Source organism: Bacteroides timonensis (assembly GCF_000513195.1).
Taxonomy (GTDB): domain Bacteria; phylum Bacteroidota; class Bacteroidia; order Bacteroidales; family Bacteroidaceae; genus Bacteroides; species Bacteroides timonensis.
Genome location: NZ_CBVI010000058.1, coordinates 1 through 19818 on the forward strand (window position 1 = coordinate 1; position 19818 = coordinate 19818).

At 41.8% G+C, this 19818-nt stretch carries 12 protein-coding genes, 1 tRNA gene and 2 pseudogenes; 6 read left to right on the forward strand and 9 right to left on the reverse strand.

The annotated features are described in order from the left end of the window. Positions 1-738, forward strand: a pseudogene (locus BN161_RS29825) (hypothetical protein); the annotation flags it as partial. Positions 739-1083: 345 nt separating this feature from the next. On the opposite strand, the gene BN161_RS12125 reads toward BN161_RS29825, so the two are convergent. Beyond that, on the reverse strand, positions 1084-1680 hold the full coding sequence (locus BN161_RS12125) for a putative polyvalent protein kinase domain-containing protein (RefSeq protein WP_044266481.1): 597 nt from the start codon (positions 1678-1680) through the stop codon (positions 1084-1086). A 638-nt stretch (positions 1681-2318) separates the two neighbouring features. Here BN161_RS12125 and BN161_RS12130 point away from each other — a divergent pair. The 4 genes from BN161_RS12130 (at position 2319) to BN161_RS29830 (ending at position 5789) form a co-directional block, all read left to right on the forward strand. After that, on the forward strand, positions 2319-3338 hold the full coding sequence (locus tag BN161_RS12130) for a DUF3871 family protein (RefSeq protein WP_044266482.1): 1020 nt from the start codon (positions 2319-2321) through the stop codon (positions 3336-3338). 248 nt (positions 3339-3586) lie between these two features. Further along, on the forward strand, positions 3587-4225 hold the full coding sequence (locus BN161_RS12135; RefSeq protein WP_044266486.1) for a recombinase family protein: 639 nt from the start codon (positions 3587-3589) through the stop codon (positions 4223-4225). Between the two features lie 608 nt (positions 4226-4833). Next, positions 4834-5223, forward strand: coding sequence for a hypothetical protein (locus BN161_RS12140; protein ID WP_044266488.1), 390 nt, complete (start codon positions 4834-4836; stop codon positions 5221-5223). Between the two features lie 497 nt (positions 5224-5720). Next, positions 5721-5789, forward strand: a tRNA-Arg gene (locus BN161_RS29830). A 65-nt stretch (positions 5790-5854) separates the two neighbouring features. On the opposite strand, the gene BN161_RS12145 is transcribed toward BN161_RS29830, so the two are convergent. After that, entirely contained in the window at positions 5855-6142 is a 288-nt protein-coding gene (locus tag BN161_RS12145; RefSeq protein WP_007218941.1) for a UpxY family transcription antiterminator, read from the reverse strand. Between the two features lie 555 nt (positions 6143-6697). Here BN161_RS12145 and BN161_RS12150 point away from each other — a divergent pair. Then, the gene (locus BN161_RS12150) at positions 6698-6955 is read left to right on the forward strand and encodes an XRE family transcriptional regulator (RefSeq protein ID WP_227071301.1); all 258 of its coding nucleotides are present in this window, start codon (positions 6698-6700) and stop codon (positions 6953-6955) included. Positions 6956-6995: 40 nt separating this feature from the next. Here BN161_RS12150 and BN161_RS12155 read toward each other — a convergent pair whose 3' ends face one another. The 7 genes and pseudogenes from BN161_RS12155 to BN161_RS29835 all read right to left on the reverse strand — a co-directional run. Then, entirely contained in the window at positions 6996-7724 is a 729-nt protein-coding gene (locus BN161_RS12155) for an HAD family hydrolase (RefSeq protein WP_044266491.1), read from the reverse strand. A 101-nt stretch (positions 7725-7825) separates the two neighbouring features. Then, entirely contained in the window at positions 7826-9163 is a 1338-nt protein-coding gene (locus BN161_RS12160; RefSeq protein WP_044266493.1) for a glucose-6-phosphate isomerase, read from the reverse strand. A gap of 160 nt (positions 9164-9323) precedes the next feature. After that, complete coding sequence (locus BN161_RS12165; protein WP_007210337.1) at positions 9324-10319, reverse strand: NAD(P)H-dependent glycerol-3-phosphate dehydrogenase; 996 nt, start codon at positions 10317-10319, stop codon at positions 9324-9326. A 95-nt stretch (positions 10320-10414) separates the two neighbouring features. Continuing rightward, positions 10415-12145 (reverse strand): lysine--tRNA ligase, encoded by a 1731-nt coding sequence (gene lysS, locus BN161_RS12170; protein WP_044266500.1) that lies wholly within the window; start codon positions 12143-12145, stop codon positions 10415-10417. 240 nt (positions 12146-12385) lie between these two features. Continuing rightward, entirely contained in the window at positions 12386-14959 is a 2574-nt protein-coding gene (locus BN161_RS12175) for a fibronectin type III domain-containing protein (protein ID WP_052356244.1), read from the reverse strand. 38 nt (positions 14960-14997) lie between these two features. Next, positions 14998-17937, reverse strand: a complete 2940-nt coding sequence (locus BN161_RS12180) for a leucine-rich repeat protein (protein WP_044266496.1) — start codon at positions 17935-17937, stop codon at positions 14998-15000. 63 nt (positions 17938-18000) lie between these two features. Continuing rightward, positions 18001-19818, reverse strand: a pseudogene (locus BN161_RS29835) (hypothetical protein); the annotation flags it as partial.

The window sequence follows — 19818 nt, forward strand, 5'->3', positions numbered from 1 at the left end:
CTTAGCTTCAATGAGTTCTTAGATGACGATAATGAACTCACAGAGGAAGTTATAGACCATGTATTTAATGAAGAACGAGTAAAGAGTTACTACCAATCCCCACAAGCACTAATCAATGCCTACAATGCTACGGAACATTTCAGACTACAAGTAGTAGACAACAGCCACGGAGTTGGAGAGGATGATTATCTGCCGTTGAAGAAGCTTTCAACTAAAGATGTATGGAAGTACCTTGTAACCCATCTGGAGCGACTGGAACGTGATAAACAGAATAATCCCGATTTTAATTTCGAGGCGGAAGTGCGAGATTTGGAAAGAGCGCACAGTGAACACTACTTCATTATTGATGCTTACTTGAAGATTGGCAAAGCACCGATTGAAGCAGCTAATTATTCTAAAAGTAAGATTGAGAAGGAATTGAAAGCATACAATCTCCAGCAAGGTGAGAAGTTACGTTTTAGTCCGAAAGTACTGGCAGAAATAGAAGAAGAGTTTAGAAATGAAGTTCAAACTCAATGTTACATCTCAAAATCCGACTTCATAAAACGACTTGGTCAGGTATTGGCAGCTAATGGCATTACTTATAAGATTCACCGTGACGGTAAGAAGGGAAGCAAGGTAATTTGCAAGATAACAGAGGACACGGTTAAAGATTACTTCGACCATCATTCTTATAACAGTCAAACTCCACCTTCGTATAAACTTCTCCGCTTTAAATCGGAGTTAGGAGCAAATTGACAAAGGGTCTTATAAGACACAATTTAAAGAATTTGCCCCTAAAGAAGTCTATGGATTAAAGCAACTCTCTACACAAACTAAGCAACTCCACCCTAAAGAGGTACGGAGTTCTTGGTGTTTACAGGCATTACTACAATCTTACTACATAAAGCACTATTTCACTCATACTTCTGCTCAAATTAGACAGTCTCTAAATTAGCATCTCCTCCCTATCGAACATAAAATGTATTTCTTAATAAGAATTAGAACTACGTTAAGAAGAACGAGAACCCAAAAAGAGATTAAGGCATTGATTGAATAAGATTAAAGCTCCAGATCATTAATAAAGTTTGGGGCTACATACTTTTAAATTTTCTCTCTTAGTCTTATTTGAGTATCAATAAAGTACAAGTCACCGTCAATACCGTACAGTACATTATTAGGAACAGCATCAAACACTTCGTATTGATCATTATGAAACTCATCAAGGTAATCCATTTCAAACCCAAGAGCTTGCATGTAATCAGCTATTTCATCCTCTGTAGCCTCCCGCTCTGCCTTTATGTGTGGTTGTATGAGAACTGCACAAAACTCATGTAGACTATTATAAGCAAAGCCAATCATCTGATAAGGTACATTACCAAAGAATTTATTGTGTGCAGTAATGCGAACAAAGAAATTCTCCAGATTGTCACCTGCATACTCAAAGTTGTTTAACTTGTATACAGTAGCCGCACCATCATAAAACACTTCATTCTCTCCGCCCTTATCCAAATAAATGACGGAAAGAGCGGTAAAGTCAATCCATAAATCGCTTGAATTGGCGAATGAAATCAGCTTTTCAATTTGCCCTCTCTTATAACTCTCTGTTGGTTCAAGCGTTCCTGCTGCTTCTTTGCTTCTTCTAACGATGCAGGCTGCTTGCTCCAAGAGACTACCGACTGACGAGTGCGCTCTATCCATTGCTTGTGAAATTCGTTAATGTATTCCATAATTCATGCAATTATGAGTTTGTGCAAATGTAGCTAATTAATTTGAATCTGACAACACTAAGTCCCCAACTCAGAATTACAGGTACTTTAAAATCATACCCCTTCCTCTTTAAATTTGGGAAGTATTTCTTAGTAAGGTTTAGAATTACACAGGCTGGAATTATTAATTGCAGAATAACGGGTGACATAGAAACTCAAATGTGATGTATGTCCCTCACCCATCAGTTCTGTTACCCCTAACACCCCTTACCAATTATTAAGGAAAATGAATCGTTTTACGTGATTACTTTCCCAACCGCAAACGAATGTTTTTTTGCAGAATCAGAACTTTGTCAGGTATGGCAATGTAATGTTTTTCTAAGCGATTACACATTCGCTAGCAATTGAGAAGTAATTCACACTATGCGGTTCATACTTACTAATAACCAATTATTAATTACAGCTTATGGAAACAACCAAAGTAATTCTAACTCTGGGCACAATCCTTATTGTACCGCTCGTACTAGCACCGCATTTTTTTATTGGGTTAACCATTATCATTGCGGCTTGTCTCACTTGCAGAAAAAGAAACTTCTGATTAGGAAAGTATTAACTTAATAATTACTGATTATGGAAACATTAGAAATCATGCCAATTCAGGCACAGAGAAGAACATTGAACCTGAACGAGTATGCGGAAGATGCTACTTTAGTAATGGAAGAACCTGCAAAAGAGAAAAGACCTTTGTTCATTGAAGCCAACACGGTTGATGTGACAATGGAACATCTAAAACAGGAATGCATCATTCCAGTATTCGCAAAGGATAATGAAGCAACCTTGTCACATCCCGCATTCATTGAAACAGTGCAGGACGCTACAGGTACATTCTTTAAAGGTGAACGGATTGAACAGCCTGACATCAGGGTATCACATGTGATTAAAGGACGCATTCCTGAAGCAATCCATAAACCAGCCAACCAATTACTGGAAAGTGACAAGACAATCTACTACGAACGTTGCGCTTTCGTGATTGAAATCCCTACTATCTACGAGACTGTCAACGGTAACAGGTTAACTCTTACTGTTGGTGGTGTGCGTGCGTACAATCATACGAACTTGTACGGAAGGAAAGGGGCAGAACGCTTCAAAGTCTTTATTGGCTTTACTTGCAAAGTGTGTACCAACTTATGTGTATCTACGGACGGTTATCTTACCTGTTTGGAAGTTACCAACACCAACGAACTGTATCGTGCCGTGCTGGAACTACTCAACAGGTATGACCCAGCCAAGCACATACACTTGATGCAGACGCTTGGCAATTCGTATCTGACTGAACACCAGTTTTGTCAATTACTGGGAAGAATGAGGCTTTATCAATTATTGCCACAGAACCAACAGAAAGCGATACCAAGAATGTTACTGACTGACACACAGGTCAATAATGTGGCAAAGTCTTACATTAATGATGTCAACTTTGGCGGGCTGGGCAGTGAGCTGTCAATGTGGAAGTTCTACAACCTACTTACCGGTGCTAACAAGTCCAGTTACATTGACAGCTTTCTAGACAGGGCTTACAATGCAACTGAGTTGGCAGCTGGAATAAACGCAGCGTTACACGGTGAAGAAAAGTATAACTGGTTCCTGAACTAATCCTATCTGGAAACACTTAAAACAGAAGTTATGCTAAAAAGTTTATTCTACCTGTTGCTAGTTGTTGCAACATTCTTTGTGGCTATGCTGTCTTGTCCTTTAATCATAATTGTCTATGTTCTTCTGATTGCCTATGCTCTTATTAAAGGGTAACTAATCATGTGTTCAAATTGGGAGTGTGTTCAAATTAATCTGGAAAGGTGGTTTGAACACATTCTTTTATGTTATCAACTTAATCAAAGAATTAAATGAGTACAAAAGCGGTGATTTATGCTCGTGTTTCATCTGTTAGTGACAGACAGGACACAAGCAGACAAATTGAGGACTTAAGAAAGTATGCCAACTTACAGGACATTGAAGTAATTGCCACATTTGAAGAACACATTAGCGGTGCAAAGAAGAATGAGGAACGCCAAGTTCTTACGGAGTGCCTAGAGTACTGCACCGCCAATTCTGTCAGTTACTTGCTACTATCTGAATTGTCCAGATTGGGAAGAAGTACGTTACAAGTGCTTCGCTCCTTAGAAAAACTACATGAGGCTAAAGTATCAGTTTACATCCAGAACCTAGGGCTTTACACACTTCAAACGGACGGTAAAGTTAATCCGGTTGTCTTCATCCTGATTACCATACTTGCAGAAATGTCCAACATTGAACGGTCGAACATTGTCTATCGCCTGAACAGTGGTAGGGCTAACTACATTGTCAAAGGTGGAAAGCTGGGAAGGAAGACAGGAAGTATTAAGACGGAAGAAAAGAAACGGGATGAGTACAAAGAAGTAATTCAACTGTTAAAGAAAGGGTACTCTGTCAGGAATGTGGCTAAGTTACAAGGTCTTGGCGTCTCAACTGTCCAGAGAGTTAAGAATCAGTTCATCAACTCTTAAGCCTTATTAATTAGTTGGGAGAAAATTACTAAAATTCTACTCTTATGGGGACTTGGCTAATTTCCTCCTAACCTTAAAATGCTGAGTAAAAGTCTTTCTCAACAATTAATAAACAATAAGTTCTTGCCAATCAAATGTAAATTCGTAACTTTGCAGCAATTCTAATTGCCTTAATGCGTTAAGGTTTAGAAAGATTTATTAGTTAACGAAGAGCGTTTAAGATATTATCCTAAGTTGGAATCTGGACAATTTCATGCACAGGGATAATAGGCAAGAACGCTCACGCTTAGTTTGTTGTTATCAACTTCTCATGCTCTCATGGGAAAATTGTATAATTACATTAGGCGTGGGCTATTGTTTATTACTTGTGCAAAGCAGTCCAGAGCTTCAACTTGGTAATACTCAATAATTCCCACGCTTCTTTATTATGTAACAGTCAGTTTGGGAACACTGGCTACAAATGCATGAATTACCATAAGAAACAGAGTACTTATCAATTAGCAATTCATTAATGAAGTGTGCAGCTATCGCTGTGTTCCTCACACTTATCAGACTTTATTATTAACGCTCTCTACAAGGGACGTAGAAGCACAAACAGATTTATTACAATGAAAACTTTAAGATTAATTGGAATGGCTATCGTAGCCGTAATTATGAGTGTTAACTTCGCTGCATGTAGCGATGATGATGAAGAAGAAACTCCTACTAATCCCCTTATTGGCACATGGTATGAAGAACCAGACACGAACGGAAACTACATGGTGAGCACATACAATGCTGATGGAACAGGAAGTGAAAAGGAGTATTATCAAGGTAAGTTTGAAGAACCTTACTCATTCACATACTCCTACGATAAAAACACTTCGATTGTAACCCTTCATTATGTAGAAGAAGGGTATGAGGATGAAACAGACAAGTATTACATTACTTTTAATGGTAACACAATGGTTATGAAGGATGTTGATTATGGATACGAATCCACATGGCATAAGAAGTAACAGACTTCATTAGTGATAACAAAGGCAGCAAAGGAGTTAATTCCAATGCTGCCTTTTTCTTTCATCTTCTTCTTTTCTTCACCAGCTTAGGCTTATCATTCTTAGCTGAGCGTTGAAGCAACTTTTCTAACATCTCCCTTGTTACAGGAAGGTAGGTTACATCTGTTGTCGTGATCTCTCTAATCTCTTGTGGCATGTAATGTACTGTGTTGTCCTTTTTAATCACTCTCATTCTTAGTTAACGTTAATTGGTTGATTATTGATTAATCTACTTACAAAGGTATTAAGAAGAGAATTGAGAACATAATGCTGCGAACCTGATTTCAAAAACAAGGCAAAAAGACATGTTGTAAACTAAAACGATTGTTTTACCTAACAAAAAAGTGTAGCTTTTTTCTTAAATAAGGAAATTATTACTTACTTTGCAAAGCAAGTTCAATGTTGACCTATTGTTGACCTTTAAACTTGCAAAGAGATAGTTAATGTGTTGATAATAAGGGTAGCTTAGTGAATAGAGCGTCAGATTCCGGTTCTGAAGGTCGTGCGTTTGAATCGCACCGGGGTCACACAACAAAAAGGGGGATACCATCACGGTGTCCCCCTTTTTCCCTTTCCAGTTGTAAAGTCAACTCTAATGTCCTACTTCCGTCATTTCTATCGGAAGAGTAGGATATGTTCCTTTTAATCCCTCTAGCTCTGTACCGGTAGCGTAAATAAATACGCATCTGTTTACAGCGGGAATCTGTATTTCTTTTACTTGTTCTTTCCATCTGCGTTTTACGTAAATGGTAGGGAGATAAGTTATCATGCCTTTATTTTCCAAAGTTTCTTTGGTTTTTCTTTCTTTCCGGGGTAATGTCAGTACAATGTACCAGTTTCGCGTTTCGTTAAGACGGCTTTTAATGTCTTGGAGTATCATAATCAATTTTGATTGGCGTAATGATAAAATTGAAGGTATTGAAGAATTGTGGTTTATTGTCAACAACCATGGGAAGTGGTGAAACTTCCAGTCGTATACTCTAATATTTCTTTTGGATTTTCATGCCATTTAGAGTTTACACAGCAATTTTTGTCTGTGTATTGAGCTTGTATAGTGGCAGGTAAAGCCAAAAACAATAAAATCAAGAAGCAATTCTGTCTTTTGTACTTTTTATAATCATTGTATATCCATAATAGAATTGTCAAGATACAAACAGGAATCGCTATCAGAATAAGAATCAGTAGAGTCATGGTAATTTGATTATTTATTGTTTATATCATTCTGCGACAAAAGTATCACAATTTATTTGATAAAACAAGTGAATTATGAATAAATAGGTATTACAGGACAGATAAATTTTTATTTCACTTCCTCTAGGTTTGGATAATAAATCGTACCTTCATGGAAATGGAAAAGACTACTATATACATCGGTGAAGTTATAAAAAATGTCATGGTTGAAAAACTGGTGACAAAGGCTTAACTTGCAAGGAGACTGCAAGTTAAGCCTCAGAGTGTTGACTATATGTTGACACGAAAAAGTATTGATACGGATACTTTATATAATGTTTCAAAAGCTTTGGATTATGATTTTGCCCTGCTCTATTCTATCGATAAAGAACAGATGAATTATGATAGGGAAAATGAAGCTTATAAACTCTCTACTGCCAAGATTTTGATAGAGCTTGAGTTAAAACCTGACGAAATAATAAAGTTAAATTTAAGGAAAAAAATCAGTGAACTATTGAGATAAAATATTTTCTTTTCCATAAATAGTAAAGCGTCCGATTTCTTTATTCGAACGCTTTACGTAAGTTCTCCCAATTGCCGCAAAAATCCTGCATAGACGGGAATAATATATTTGCTCCGGCATCTAGTAAGACCTGTCCGTCAATGGGACCTGTGTTGACAGCTACTGTAAATATACCTGCTGCTGCACCGGCTTGTACGCCCATAGGTGCATTTTCTACTACGATAGCTTCATTGGGGGCTAATCCTCCTTTTTGTAAAGCCATCAGGTAAGGTTCCGGGTGTGGTTTCCCATATTTCACATCGAAGGCAGTTACCATCAGTTTGCGACGGAACATGCCGGGGAAGTTATGCGACAGGCGGTCTAATAGTGAGTGTTGTCCGGAACCAGTGACTACCATCGGTATCAGTCCATCCGACTTTATTTTCTGTAGTACTTCCCATGCGCCGGGCATACGTTCCGGTTCGGGGTTACTGTTGAATTCTGCACTCTTTTCTGCATAAATGCTCTGTATCATTTCGGGAGTGGCATCTTTTCCATATTGCCGTTGATAGACGATATTGATAGTAGCAGCTCCGGTTCGTCCTTCATGCAGGTAAGCTTCTTCACGGCTCAAGTGCAATCCATGGCGTTCCATTACCTTATGCCAGGCATCGGCATGGTAAGGCATGGAATTGAATAATACGCCGTCCATATCGAAAAGGACGGATTTCAATTGAATTCTGGAGTACCCGCTGGACTGAAGATAGCGGGAAATGGCTTCTTGAAACATAATACCTATTGTTTTATATCTGCAAAGATACAACAAAAAAACGAGGTGTGAATGATTAAACTCATTCATACCTCGTTTATCTATGGTTAACTAACTCTTACCTAGAGTCTTGCCTGAATAGCTTTTGACTCTTCTTCATATCCCGGTTTGTTCAGCAATGCAAACATATTCTTTTTGTATGCTTCTACACCCGGTTGATTGAACGGATTTACGCCCAGCAGATAACCGCTGATACCGCATCCTATTTCAAAGAAGTAAAGTAGCTGACCGATATTGTATTCGTTCAGCTTCTCGATGATAATACGCATGTTGGGCACACCACCATCTATGTGAGCCAACTGAGTACCCAGTTCAGCCATCTTATTAACTTCATCCACGCGCTTACCTGCAAGGAAGTTCAGACCGTCCAGATTTGCTTCGTCAGAAGGTACTTCCAACTTGTGGTCTACGTTTTCTACAGATATTACGGTTTCGAAAATGGTACGTTCACCTTCCTGAATCCATTGTCCCATAGAGTGTAAGTCAGTAGAGAAGTCTACAGCTGCCGGGAAAATACCTTTGTTTTCCTTACCTTCAGATTCTCCGTACAATTGCTTCCACCATTCACTTACATAGTGCAGTTTCGGGCAGAAGTTTACAAGGATTTCGATCTTCTTGCCATTCTTGTACAGCTCGTTACGGGTAGCAGCATATTGCGCAGCCAGATTCTCGGCAAACGGAACATTCACACCGCAAGCCTTTTCCATGTCAGCGGCACCGGCTACTAATTTCTCGATATCGAAACCGGCTATCGCTATCGGCAATAAACCAACCGGAGTCAGTACAGAGAAGCGTCCTCCTACATTATCGGGGATAATGAATGATTTGTAACCTTCCTTATCAGCAGTGATGCGGGCAGCGCCTTTCTTGGCATCTGTGATGGCAACGATAACTTTCTTTGCCATTTCTTTACCACGCTGGTCTTCACATTGCTTTTTCAATAGACGGAAAGCGAGAGCGGTTTCGGTGGTAGTTCCTGATTTGGAGATATTGATGACGCCGAATTTCTTGTCTTTCAGGAATTCAGTCAGTTCATACAAATAATCTTCGCTGATATTGTGTCCTGCATAGATCATTACAGGAGCAGTTTTCTTTTCCTGCAACCAAGTGAAGCTGTTTGATAAAGCCTCGATGACTGCACGTGCGCCGAGATAGCTTCCGCCGATGCCGGCTACGATTACTACCTCACAGTTGTCGCGCAAAACTTGTGCAGTAGCTTTCAGGTCGGCCAAATGCTCTTGGCTGATAGATGAGGGGAGGTGCAACCAGCCCAGGAAGTCATTACCTTTTCCGGTACCGTTTTCCAATGCTTCCTGCGCAGCTTTTACCTGAGCTTCGTAAGCAGCAACAGATGCTTGGGAGATAAATCCAAAAGTCTTTTCGATGTTCAAACTAATCATAATATTCTAGGTTTTAAAAGCCTCTTACCCGCCCCCTTCCCTGTGGAAAAGGTAGGCTTGAGTTACTTTTGGTTTATAAGATTTATTTATAATATTCTTTTCTTTATATCGCAACTCTGACTTTATTCTCCTCTTTGCGGAAGAGGAGTTAAGGGAGAGATTATCTTAGCGAATCAGTCAGCAACTTGATTTCTATCATGGGTGAAATGCGTTCGTACAGAATGTTATAGACAGCATCCAGTATCGGCATATTGACATGGTGATGTTTGTTGATTTCCTTGATACACTTTGTACCGTAATATCCTTCGGCAATCATCTCCATTTCTATTTGCGCGCTTTTTACAGAATACCCTTTACCAATCATAGTACCAAACGTGCGATTACGGCTGAAGTTGGAATATCCTGTCACCAACAGATCACCTAAATAAACAGAATCATTCACGTTTCTGTTCAGCGGATGTACTGTTTGCAGGAAACGGTTCATTTCTTGCACGGCGTTGGATATCAATACCGCCTGGAAGTTATCACCGTACTTCAGACCGCTACAGATACCGGCGGCAATGGCGTATACGTTTTTCAGCACAGAACTGTATTCTATACCGGCTACGTCATTGCTGACGGATGTTTTGATAAATGAACTGGCCAGACGGCGGGCGATGGTACATGCTTTATCTGTGTCCGGACAAGCGATGGTGAGATAAGAGAGACGTTCCAAGGCTACTTCTTCCGCATGGCAGGGACCTGCCAGTACAGCAATATTTTCGGGGGGAACGCCGTATTCTTTTGTGAAGTACTCCGATACGATCAGATTGTCGTCGGGTACGATTCCTTTTATAGCAGTAATGATGAATTTATCCCGTATCCGCGTTTTCAGCTTCTTCAAGTGAGCTTTGAGATAGGGGGAGGGGGTGACAAATATCAGCGTATCAGACTCTTTTACTACATCGTTGATATTAGAGCTGAAGTTGATGCGCTTCATGTCGAATTTGACGCCCGTCAGGTAGGCAGGGTTATGGCCCAGTCGTTTAAAATCGGTTATGCGATCATCTCGTCGCATATACCAGTTAATCGACTCAGCCTGAGCAAGTACCATTTTTGCAATGGCTGTAGCCCAGCTTCCTCCGCCCATTATGGCTATCTTTCCGGGTAGTTTCATATCGAAATTAATAATTAATAATTAAAAATTAAAAGGGGAAAGGAAACTCCTTTCCCTCATTCGATCTTTAATCTTCTTATTTAATTTTTAATTCTTTAATTCTTAATTTTCTCAATCCAGCCTTCTACGTCGTTTACCGACGGGTTGGTCAGTTCCAGTTTGTATTTCTTGTTAATACCGCAAATGTCCTGGTGCAGTTTTTGCGGATTCACATCTTTTATATCTTCTATTGTGTTGTAGCCGGCTTTCTGAATAACGGGTACCCAGTCTTCGGCAATGCCCAGTTCCATATATTTGGTGGGAGCATCTTTCGGAGTGATCTTTTCGGGGCGCATTTGCGGGAAGAACAATACTTCCTGAATATACGACTTGCCTGTCATTAGCATTGTCAGACGGTCAATGCCGATACCGATACCTGATGTGGGAGGCATACCGAATTGCAGGGCACGCAGGAAATCCTGGTCGATGAACATAGCTTCATCGTCTCCCTTTTCACTCAATCGCAATTGATCTTTGAAACGTTCTTCCTGGTCGATGGGGTCGTTCAGCTCGCTATAAGCATTGGCAAGCTCTTTACCGTTCACCATCAGTTCAAAACGTTCGGTTAATCCCGGTTTACTGCGGTGCATCTTGGTCAGCGGACTCATTTCAACAGGATAGTCAGTAATGAAAGTAGGCTGAATGAAAGTGCCTTCGCAGAATTCGCCGAATATTTCATCTATCAACTTGCCTTTGCCCATGGTGTCGTCAATCTCCATTTTCAGTTCTTTGCAGACCTGGCGGATTTCTTCTTCACTCTTGCCATTGAGGTCGTAACCTGTTTTTTCCTTGATAGCGTCTAGGATGGGCAAGCGGCGGTATGGTGCCTTGAAGCTGATGGTCTTACCGTCGATGGTAGTTTCTTCGCTGCCATTCACGGCAATGCAGATACGTTCCAGCAATTTCTCGGTGAAGTTCATCATCCAGTTGTAGTCCTTATATTGTACGTACAGTTCCAGACAGGTGAATTCCGGGTTATGGTTCTTGTCCATGCCTTCGTTACGGAAGTTCTTTCCGATTTCATACACGCCTTCAAAACCACCAACGATCAAACGTTTCAGGTAAAGCTCGGTAGCGATACGCAGATACAGATCCATATTCAGTGAGTTGTGGTGAGTGATGAAAGGACGGGCACTTGCTCCACCTGCGATGGATTGCAGAATCGGAGTTTCCACTTCCGTGTAGCCGGCTTCGTCCAGTACGGCACGCATGGTCTTAATAACCGTGGCACGTTTCAGGAATGTTTCTTTTACACCGTCATTCACTACAAGGTCAACGTAACGTTGACGATAGCGGAGTTCGGGATCTTCAAAGGAGTCATAAGCTACACCGTCTTTGTATTTTACAATAGGCAATGGTTTGATGGATTTTGCCAGTACAGTCAGCTTTTGGGCATGGATACTGATTTCGCCCATCTGGGTACGGAATACAAAACCCTCGATTCCAATGAAATCGCCTAAGTCGAGCAGGCGTTTAAATACAGTGTTGTAGAGATCCTTGTCTTCTCCCGGACAGATATCGTCGCGGGTAATATATACCTGAATGCGACCTTTAGAGTCCTGCAATTCAATGAACGAAGCCTTACCCATCACGCGGCGTGTCATCATACGTCCGGCTACGGATACTTTGCGAGGTTCAGCGTCATCTTTGAATTCTGCTTTTATATCAGTGGAGAAAGCATTGGTTACATACTCTGCAGCGGGATAGGGCTCGATGCCCATCGCGCGAAGTTCATTCATACTATTACGTCGAATGATTTCCTGTTCACTTAGTTCTAATACATTCATTTCGTTGTACATTAACACAATTTGGGGACAAAAATACGAAACATTTTTCATATAATGGCACGAAGGAGGGGAGAATTAGGAAAAGTTTAGGGCTAACGTGTGCGGAGGGAGAATACATTATTTGTTTGTCACCAATGCGCTAACCTCACCTTTATCTAGAAAGAGTGCTCTTGCTAAAGAGTACGCCTCCGAACGTTTGGTGAAGCATGTTCGGAGGCATGAGGTGTTGATAATCATCGTTTATTCTATTCCGGATATGGGTGGTTGATTGTCATCACCTCCCGGTTCATCCCGCTCTGTGGTGAACGTTGTTGCTCCGGCACTGTAAGCTACGCCATTTTTATTGATGGCGTAAGCTCTTACATAATAGTAGGTATAAGGATTCAAATCAGATATACTCAGATTGAATGTTCCATCGCTATTTAATTGGGCTTTAGCATGTTTGCCATTTCCCTCCTTGATGCCCGGTTCGGACGTGCTGTTGCTCCAGCAGAAACCTACTTCGCTTACGTCAGTGCCACCATTGTAGGAAATAGATGCGCTGAATGTGGCTTTGCGGGTTTGAGTGTCACTTATCGTAACTTGGCCTACTGACGGAGTATAAGTGATGCCGGTAACGAAATAAGCAGGGGAACTATAACTGATACCCGCACTGTTGGTAGCGTAAGCCCTTACATAATAACGAGTGGCCGGCTGTAAACCTGCTATTTTCGCCTCAAAATTTCCCGTTAAGGAGGCGGCTATCTCTGTACCTTCTTCTAAGGTAGGAGACGCATTGTTTATGGACCACACAAAGCCGCGTTTGGTAATTTCTAATCCTCCGTTGCTGGTGATTGAAGCACTCGCCTTCGCTGTGTCATCTCCTATATCACTAATTATCAGATCTGACACTTCCGGTGGCATATTCTTATTCGTTGTTATTTCTCTGACCGCACTGTATGATATGCCGTTTTTGTTGCGGGCATACACACGGATATAATATTTGGTTCCTTTTTCCAATCCGGTTAAAGTGATGTTGATGTTATTTCCGGAACTCTTGTCCTGTAGGGTATTGTCTGCATCCTCTATTGTAGGGGTCAATATGGTAGTACTGATACACACTCCCTTTTCAGTAATAGTGCTGCCACCGTCGTCGGTGATGGTGGCGGTTACGCGAGCATTCGTTTCATATACTTCCGGACATTCGGGATTACTTAAAGTGGGAGTATAAGTCTGTGCTGTGGTGAATTCCGATGTTTCGCTGTAAGCTATTCCATTTTTATTCTCGGCAAAGGCACGTACGTAGTATTTGGTACCTGCTTTCAGCCCGGTAAGTTTGCCGTTAAGTGACTGTGAGTGATTAGTGCTTTCCCATACCTGATTATTTACAGTAGGAGCCGTCAGGGCATCACTCCAGCAAAATCCCGTCCGTAAAAGAGGAGTACCGCCATCGGAAGTTATATTTGCTTTTGCTGTAACCTCATTTTCACCTATACTTTCAAAAGTCGGTGCACTGGATGTTGGCTTTTCTGTCGATAGGGTACTGAATTGTACAGCGTCACTGTAGAATGTGCCGTCCCGTGTCACGGCATAAGCTGTGGCATAATAGCGTGTACCTTCTTCCAGGGCAGTAAGCGTGAGTTGCAGATTATTCCCCGCACTTTTGTCTGTGGCATGGTCGCCGTCGGTTTGAGGTTTTGTGGAGAATTTGCTGTAACAGAATCCTTTCTCCAGGATTTCGCTGCCTGAAGGAACAGTGAGTGAGGAGGTAAGGGTAATCTCCGTATATTGTGCGTTGCTGGGTACTGGTGTTTCCAATATGGCTTTTTGCACGGTTGCGGTAGTGAAGGAGATGACGGGGCTGTAGCCTGTTCCCTTTTCGTTTTCGGCAAAAGCGCGCAGGTAATAAATGGTCCCTTCATTCAGTTGGTCGATAGTGGCTTTGAATGCTGCTTTGTCTTCCAATTCTACCAATAGGTTATCGACGGTAGGGGTATGGTTCTCTGCACTGTAGCAGAAACCTTTTCGGGTGACAGGGAAACCATTGTCTTTGGTGACTTGCGCGCTGACAGTGGCTGTATAGGCAGTCAGTGCTGTTGCCTCATCACAATTCAGTGCCGGAATTTTTAGCTCTTCCGTAGAAAAGATATAGCTTTCGCCATATCCCGTTTTCTGTTGTTTGTTGATGGCATAAGCACGTACTATATAGCGGGTTTTGGCTTGCAGATTTTCGGCTATCGTTTCAAACAATTTGCCGTCTTCTTTCAGGATGCCTGGCAACGTGTGGTCATAAGTCGTCGGGGCGGGGGTACTTTCCGAATCATATACTTTGAATGCAAATCCCTGTTCGGTGATTTCATATCCACCGTTGTCTGCTATTTCCGCATTAAAGGTTGCACCTTTCTCGTTAAGGTTGCTCACGGTGGTTATTGTCAATGCCGGTGGTTCGCTTACGAGGGTGGAGAAGTCCATTACTTCTCCTTTCAGCAGACGCGAGTCATTGCCGGCATAAATACAATAATAATATTTCGTACCGGGTGTCAGGTCACTAACTTGTGCGGTGTATTGGTTACTGCCACTTACAGCCACAGCTTCTATCTTCTGCGCACCGGTCAGTGAAGCGGAGGAAGAGAGGAGAAATCCGATAACACATGGAGTGGTATTGTTCGGATTTTCTACGGCACTTCCTGTCAGCACTGCATCGAAACGGGTATATTCTGATACATTTCCTGTGAGCAGAGTAGGGGCGTATGAGCTCGGTTCCTTTTCTTCATCGCAGGCGACAGGCAGCAGAATGAGTAACAGCAGGGCAAATCGTAAGAATTTATGTTTCATCTTTCCATTCTGTTAGTTGAGGTATAATCTATCCTGATTTATTGGACAGCTACTTTTTGGCCTTCAAGGAAATAAATCCCTTTTTCCAAACCGCTGATTTGATTTTCACCTTCTACGGCTTCCAGTATGCGGACGGTACGTCCGGTTACATCGTAAATATAGATAGTCCGCTCTTTATTACTATGGATATAGAGAACTCCGTCTTTACTATATGCTTTTGTTGCCTGATCGGGAGTAAGTATCGGGCTGTCTATGCCGGTGATGGTGCCGTCGCCACCGCCAATGCTGTAGAGCATAGGGGCTTTGGCAGCAGAGGCTTTACTGATAAGATAGGCCTGGAAAGGCTGAATGGCACGTAGGTTCTTGACGAAAGCACTGCCTGCGGGGTATTCTCCATAACTTCCTTCCCATTCATTAGCACTGATATTCAGGGCATAAATGCTGTCGTGCTGTGCCAAATAACTGTAAGTGGGGACAAAGCTGAATTCGGGGCATTCACTGCGCTGCAGTTTGCTTTCTGCATTGTACACTTCAAGTCCTTCCGCATCTTCTGCGGTGAAAGTGACTTTTCCTTTCAGATTGGATGCTTCCGGATACGCATCGTTATTTGGCATGGAGATAATGTACGGCTTATTAGCCTCTATTTTAGTGGCTTTGGTGAAACCGTCTGCTGTGACTTCATATAACCAGAAACGCTTGGCATCGGCAACATCGCTACCAAAGGGGGCTATCGTGCCTTTGCTTTCATGTTCTATCTTTTTTGGGGTAAATGGGAGCACTATGGTTTGCCAACCACCGATAGAACCATTTCCGCTACGCATAGCGTAGTAGTCGTGGAAGGTGATTTTCTTTGTTTTAAAAGGGATGGGGGCATTGATAGGCAGGACACTGCCTGTCATACTTCCGGAAGAAGTAGCTGTTTCGCTGGCACAGTCTAAAGCGTCTACTATGCCATTGCGTATGACGTAATCGACTTGAGATGTAACCCCTTCTCCTAACTGAGCAGAGGTCGGAAGGTAGAGATAGTTGATTCTATAATTGTATAAATCATCTGAAAAATAAATACTTTGAATTGGTAGGGGAGAATTCCATATTACGTATTCAAATGATAACCCATAAGTGAGTTGGCATGCGAATGCCTGCTCTTCTATTGTCTTAACACTTGCCGGTATCTGAATACTTTTTACGGAAGGACATTCTCTAAAGGCCCATCTTCCTATGGTGGTTACTTTGTCAGGTAGATTGATAGAAGTTAATTTGGTGCAATTTCGGAAACAATATTCACCGATAGATATCAATTCTTCAGGGAGGTTTATACTTTCTAAAGAAATACAGTTTTGGAAAGCCCCTTCTCCATCGTATGTATTGTTAGGATCAATTTTGCCTAATTCCTTTAGAGAGTTGGGTAATTTTACAGTCTTTAGTTTTTTGCATTCGCGGAAAGTGTTTTTATGGATGATGGTTATATTCTCAGGGATAGTTATCTCTGTCAGACCACTTTGTAAAAAAGCTGATTGCCCCAAAGAATCTACTGTGCTTGGTATGGTTATCTGGGACAGGGCTGTGCATCCTCCAAAAGTTTCGTTACCGATGGTTTTCAAACCTTCAGGTAAAGTGACGCTTGCCAACGATTGACAGCCGTTGAATGCACCGCCTTCTATGACTGTAACGCTTTGTGGGATGACGATACTTTGTAATCCGGAGTTATTAAATCCTCTTACAGATAACAATGTGTTAGGAAGTTCTATAGATTTCAAACTGCTACAATTACTGAACGCACCGCTACCGATGTTGATTAGGCGTTCCGACAGTGAAATGGAAGCCAATTGGCTACAACCACTGAATGCTCCACTCCCTATTGTTTGGAGTTCCAATGGCAAAGATACTGATGTTAAGGAGGAACAACCACTAAAAGTGCTTTCTTGTATTTCTACTACATTTTCTGGAATGCTGATAGCCGTCAGTTTGCTGCATTCGCTGAATGTATTTCTTCCAAGAATGCCAAGACCCGCAGGTAGTGTTACGGAAGCAAGTTCTGTACAGTTATAAAAAGCATGCTCATTGATGACTCCTACATTCTGGGGTATTTCTATACTTTTAAGTGACTTACAGTAATAAAAAGCATAACCTCCAATAACCGCTAATTCCGATGGCAGTGTAACGGATGCTAAATTGGTGCATCCATAAAATATATAACCTGATAATTCGTTTATATTGTCAGGTAATACTATATTGGTCAGTGCAGTACAACCGTAAAATGCATAACCTCCGATTGCTGCTAAATCCGGAGAAAATGTAATTTGAGATAAAGAAGTGCATTCTTGGAAAGCCGAATAATCAATAGATGTGATATTAGACAAGTCTATGCTTGACAGGGAACTGCATTTAAAAAAGCAACTACCACCAATTCTTTTTACCGAAGAGGGAATCTCTATACTTTCTAATGCGCTACACCCCTCGAAACAATTGTAGCTTATCTCTCCAACTCCATCAGGTATATCTATACTCTTTAGTTTAATACAGTTCTGGAAAGAATAGCTATTTAGATAATAAAGAATATCAGGCATGTCTATTGATTCCAAATTTACGCAATTAGCAAATGCATATTCATATATAGATGTTACATTTTTAGGCAATGTTACCGATGTCAACCTATTCATATTATAAAACATCTGATTTCCTATTGTATTTTCAGAAGTCTCATTCTGAATATAATAAGCGCCACCTCCACTCACAATGCTTGCCTCTTTCATGTTCAAGACTCTTAATTTCAGCATCTGTCGGATACACTTAATGTCCGCCCCATTCAGCGAACCACTTACTATTAATTCTTCCGTAGTGGCTTTATTATCTCCTAACTTTTTTTCCAGAGTACCAGCCACATCTACGGTGATAGTTTGGGTTTGTGCAAAACTTTGCATTGCCAGGCATAAAAAAGCTACCAGCCACATACCTGCATTTACTTTCATTCCTTTCATATCTATTATTGTGTTTTATTTTCATGATTTTTATTTTCATTCATTTCTCATATCTGCGACAACTTACCGCGGAGGTACCGGCGGATTATTATCATCCTCTCCCGGTTCATCCTTTTCAGCTTCCGTTGTGATGTAGGCAGTATAGCTATAGCCTGTGCCTTTCTTGTTTACTGCATACGAACGTATGTAATAAGTTGTATTAGCAGTTAAGTTGCTGATTATCGCTTTTAGCATATTTTCGTTCAACGTTGCCGGAATGTCAGTACATCCTTCAGCACCCCTTGTAGGTTCACTGTTTGTACTGCTCCAGACGAAGCCGGATTCCGTTATAGGCTGCTGCCCATTATCTGCAACTGAAGAGGCAATCTCCAAGCGCGTCTTGTAACGTCCTGTACATGTCACTTCGTTCATTGTCGGAATCTTACCTTCCACCTGAATCGGTGGCTGATTATCATCGTCACCCGGTGGAAGCTTGTCCGTTTGGAAAGAGAATTGGCCGGAATAACTGCGTCCGTTTTTATTTTCACTCCACGCCATCACATAATATGTACTGTTTGCAACCAGTGTATCTACACGTAGCGTGATGTCATTGCCGTTCAATGTTCCTGTGGCATGAGTGCCACTCTCTTCAAGCCCCCAAGATTGTGTACGGCTCCATGTGAACCCTGCCTTGGTAATGTCCGCACCTCCGTTCGAGCTGATACGGGCTTTCATCGTTACTGTCTTTGCCGCAATGTTACTGAACGTAACTTCACCATTGACGGGTGTGGAAGAACTTCCTGTCACAAAAACGATGGGCGAACTGTATCCGGTGCCTGCACTGTTAGTGGCGTATGCGCGTACCGTATAGGAAGTATTGTATTGCATGGGAGGTTGCTGCATGGTCGCCTCAAAACTCAATGAGGATATTGCGGTGGAGGATATTGTCTTTCCTGTATAATTACCATTGTCGAGTGTCGGTATTCCACCTTCGCCTATGCTCCACACAAATCCTCTTTCAGTAATAGCAGATCCGCCGTCTGACGAAATCATGGCACGTGCCCGCGCATTGTCATCCTTGATATCGGTCACAGTCAGACTGCTTACAGAGGGGGTGACTATAGTGGTTGTTCTAAGTTCGCTTACCGGACTGTAAGCCACTCCGTTCTTGTTGATAGCGTATGCGCGTATGTAGTATAAGGTGCCTTTGGACAAGTTGCTCAACCGCGAGCTAATCTTATTACCTTGTGCGGTTGAAATTACTTTCGTATGATCGATGGTAGGCGGCGTTGCCTTGTCTGTATGGTAACAAACTCCTTTCTCCGTAATCGTAGCACCTCCATCCGAAGTTATTGTGGCTGCCACGGTAGCTGCGGTCTCAGCTATCTCGCTCAGCTTTATTCCGCTGACACTGGGAGCGAATGTTTCGTACGTGGTGAATTCTTTGGTTGCGCTGTAGGTTGCTCCATTCTTGTTAATGGCATACGAACGCACGAAATAACGGGTTCCTTTGGTCAGCTGGTTCATTTGCACAGAAATATCATTCCCGGTTTTCGGGTCGGCAAGATAACTGCCGTCCGTATTTTCTTTGGAGGGTTCCCTGTTACTTGCTGTGGATATTACCCAGCAAATACCTTTTTCTGTAATCTCGCTTCCTCCATCATCGGTCACGGAAGCGGTAGCCATACCCGATGTTTCGCTGATGTCATTTATATCGGGTGAACTGACTGCCGGTTTGCTGGTACCCGCAGTGTTGAATTGCAGGGGAGCGCTGTAGAAAGTACCGTCGCGTGTGGTGGCAAACGCAGCTGCATAATAAGTCGTACTTTCGTTGAGTCCACTGATCGCTGCTTTTATGCTGTTTCCACTTTCTTGGGAAATTATCGGATTATCTTGGTTAGT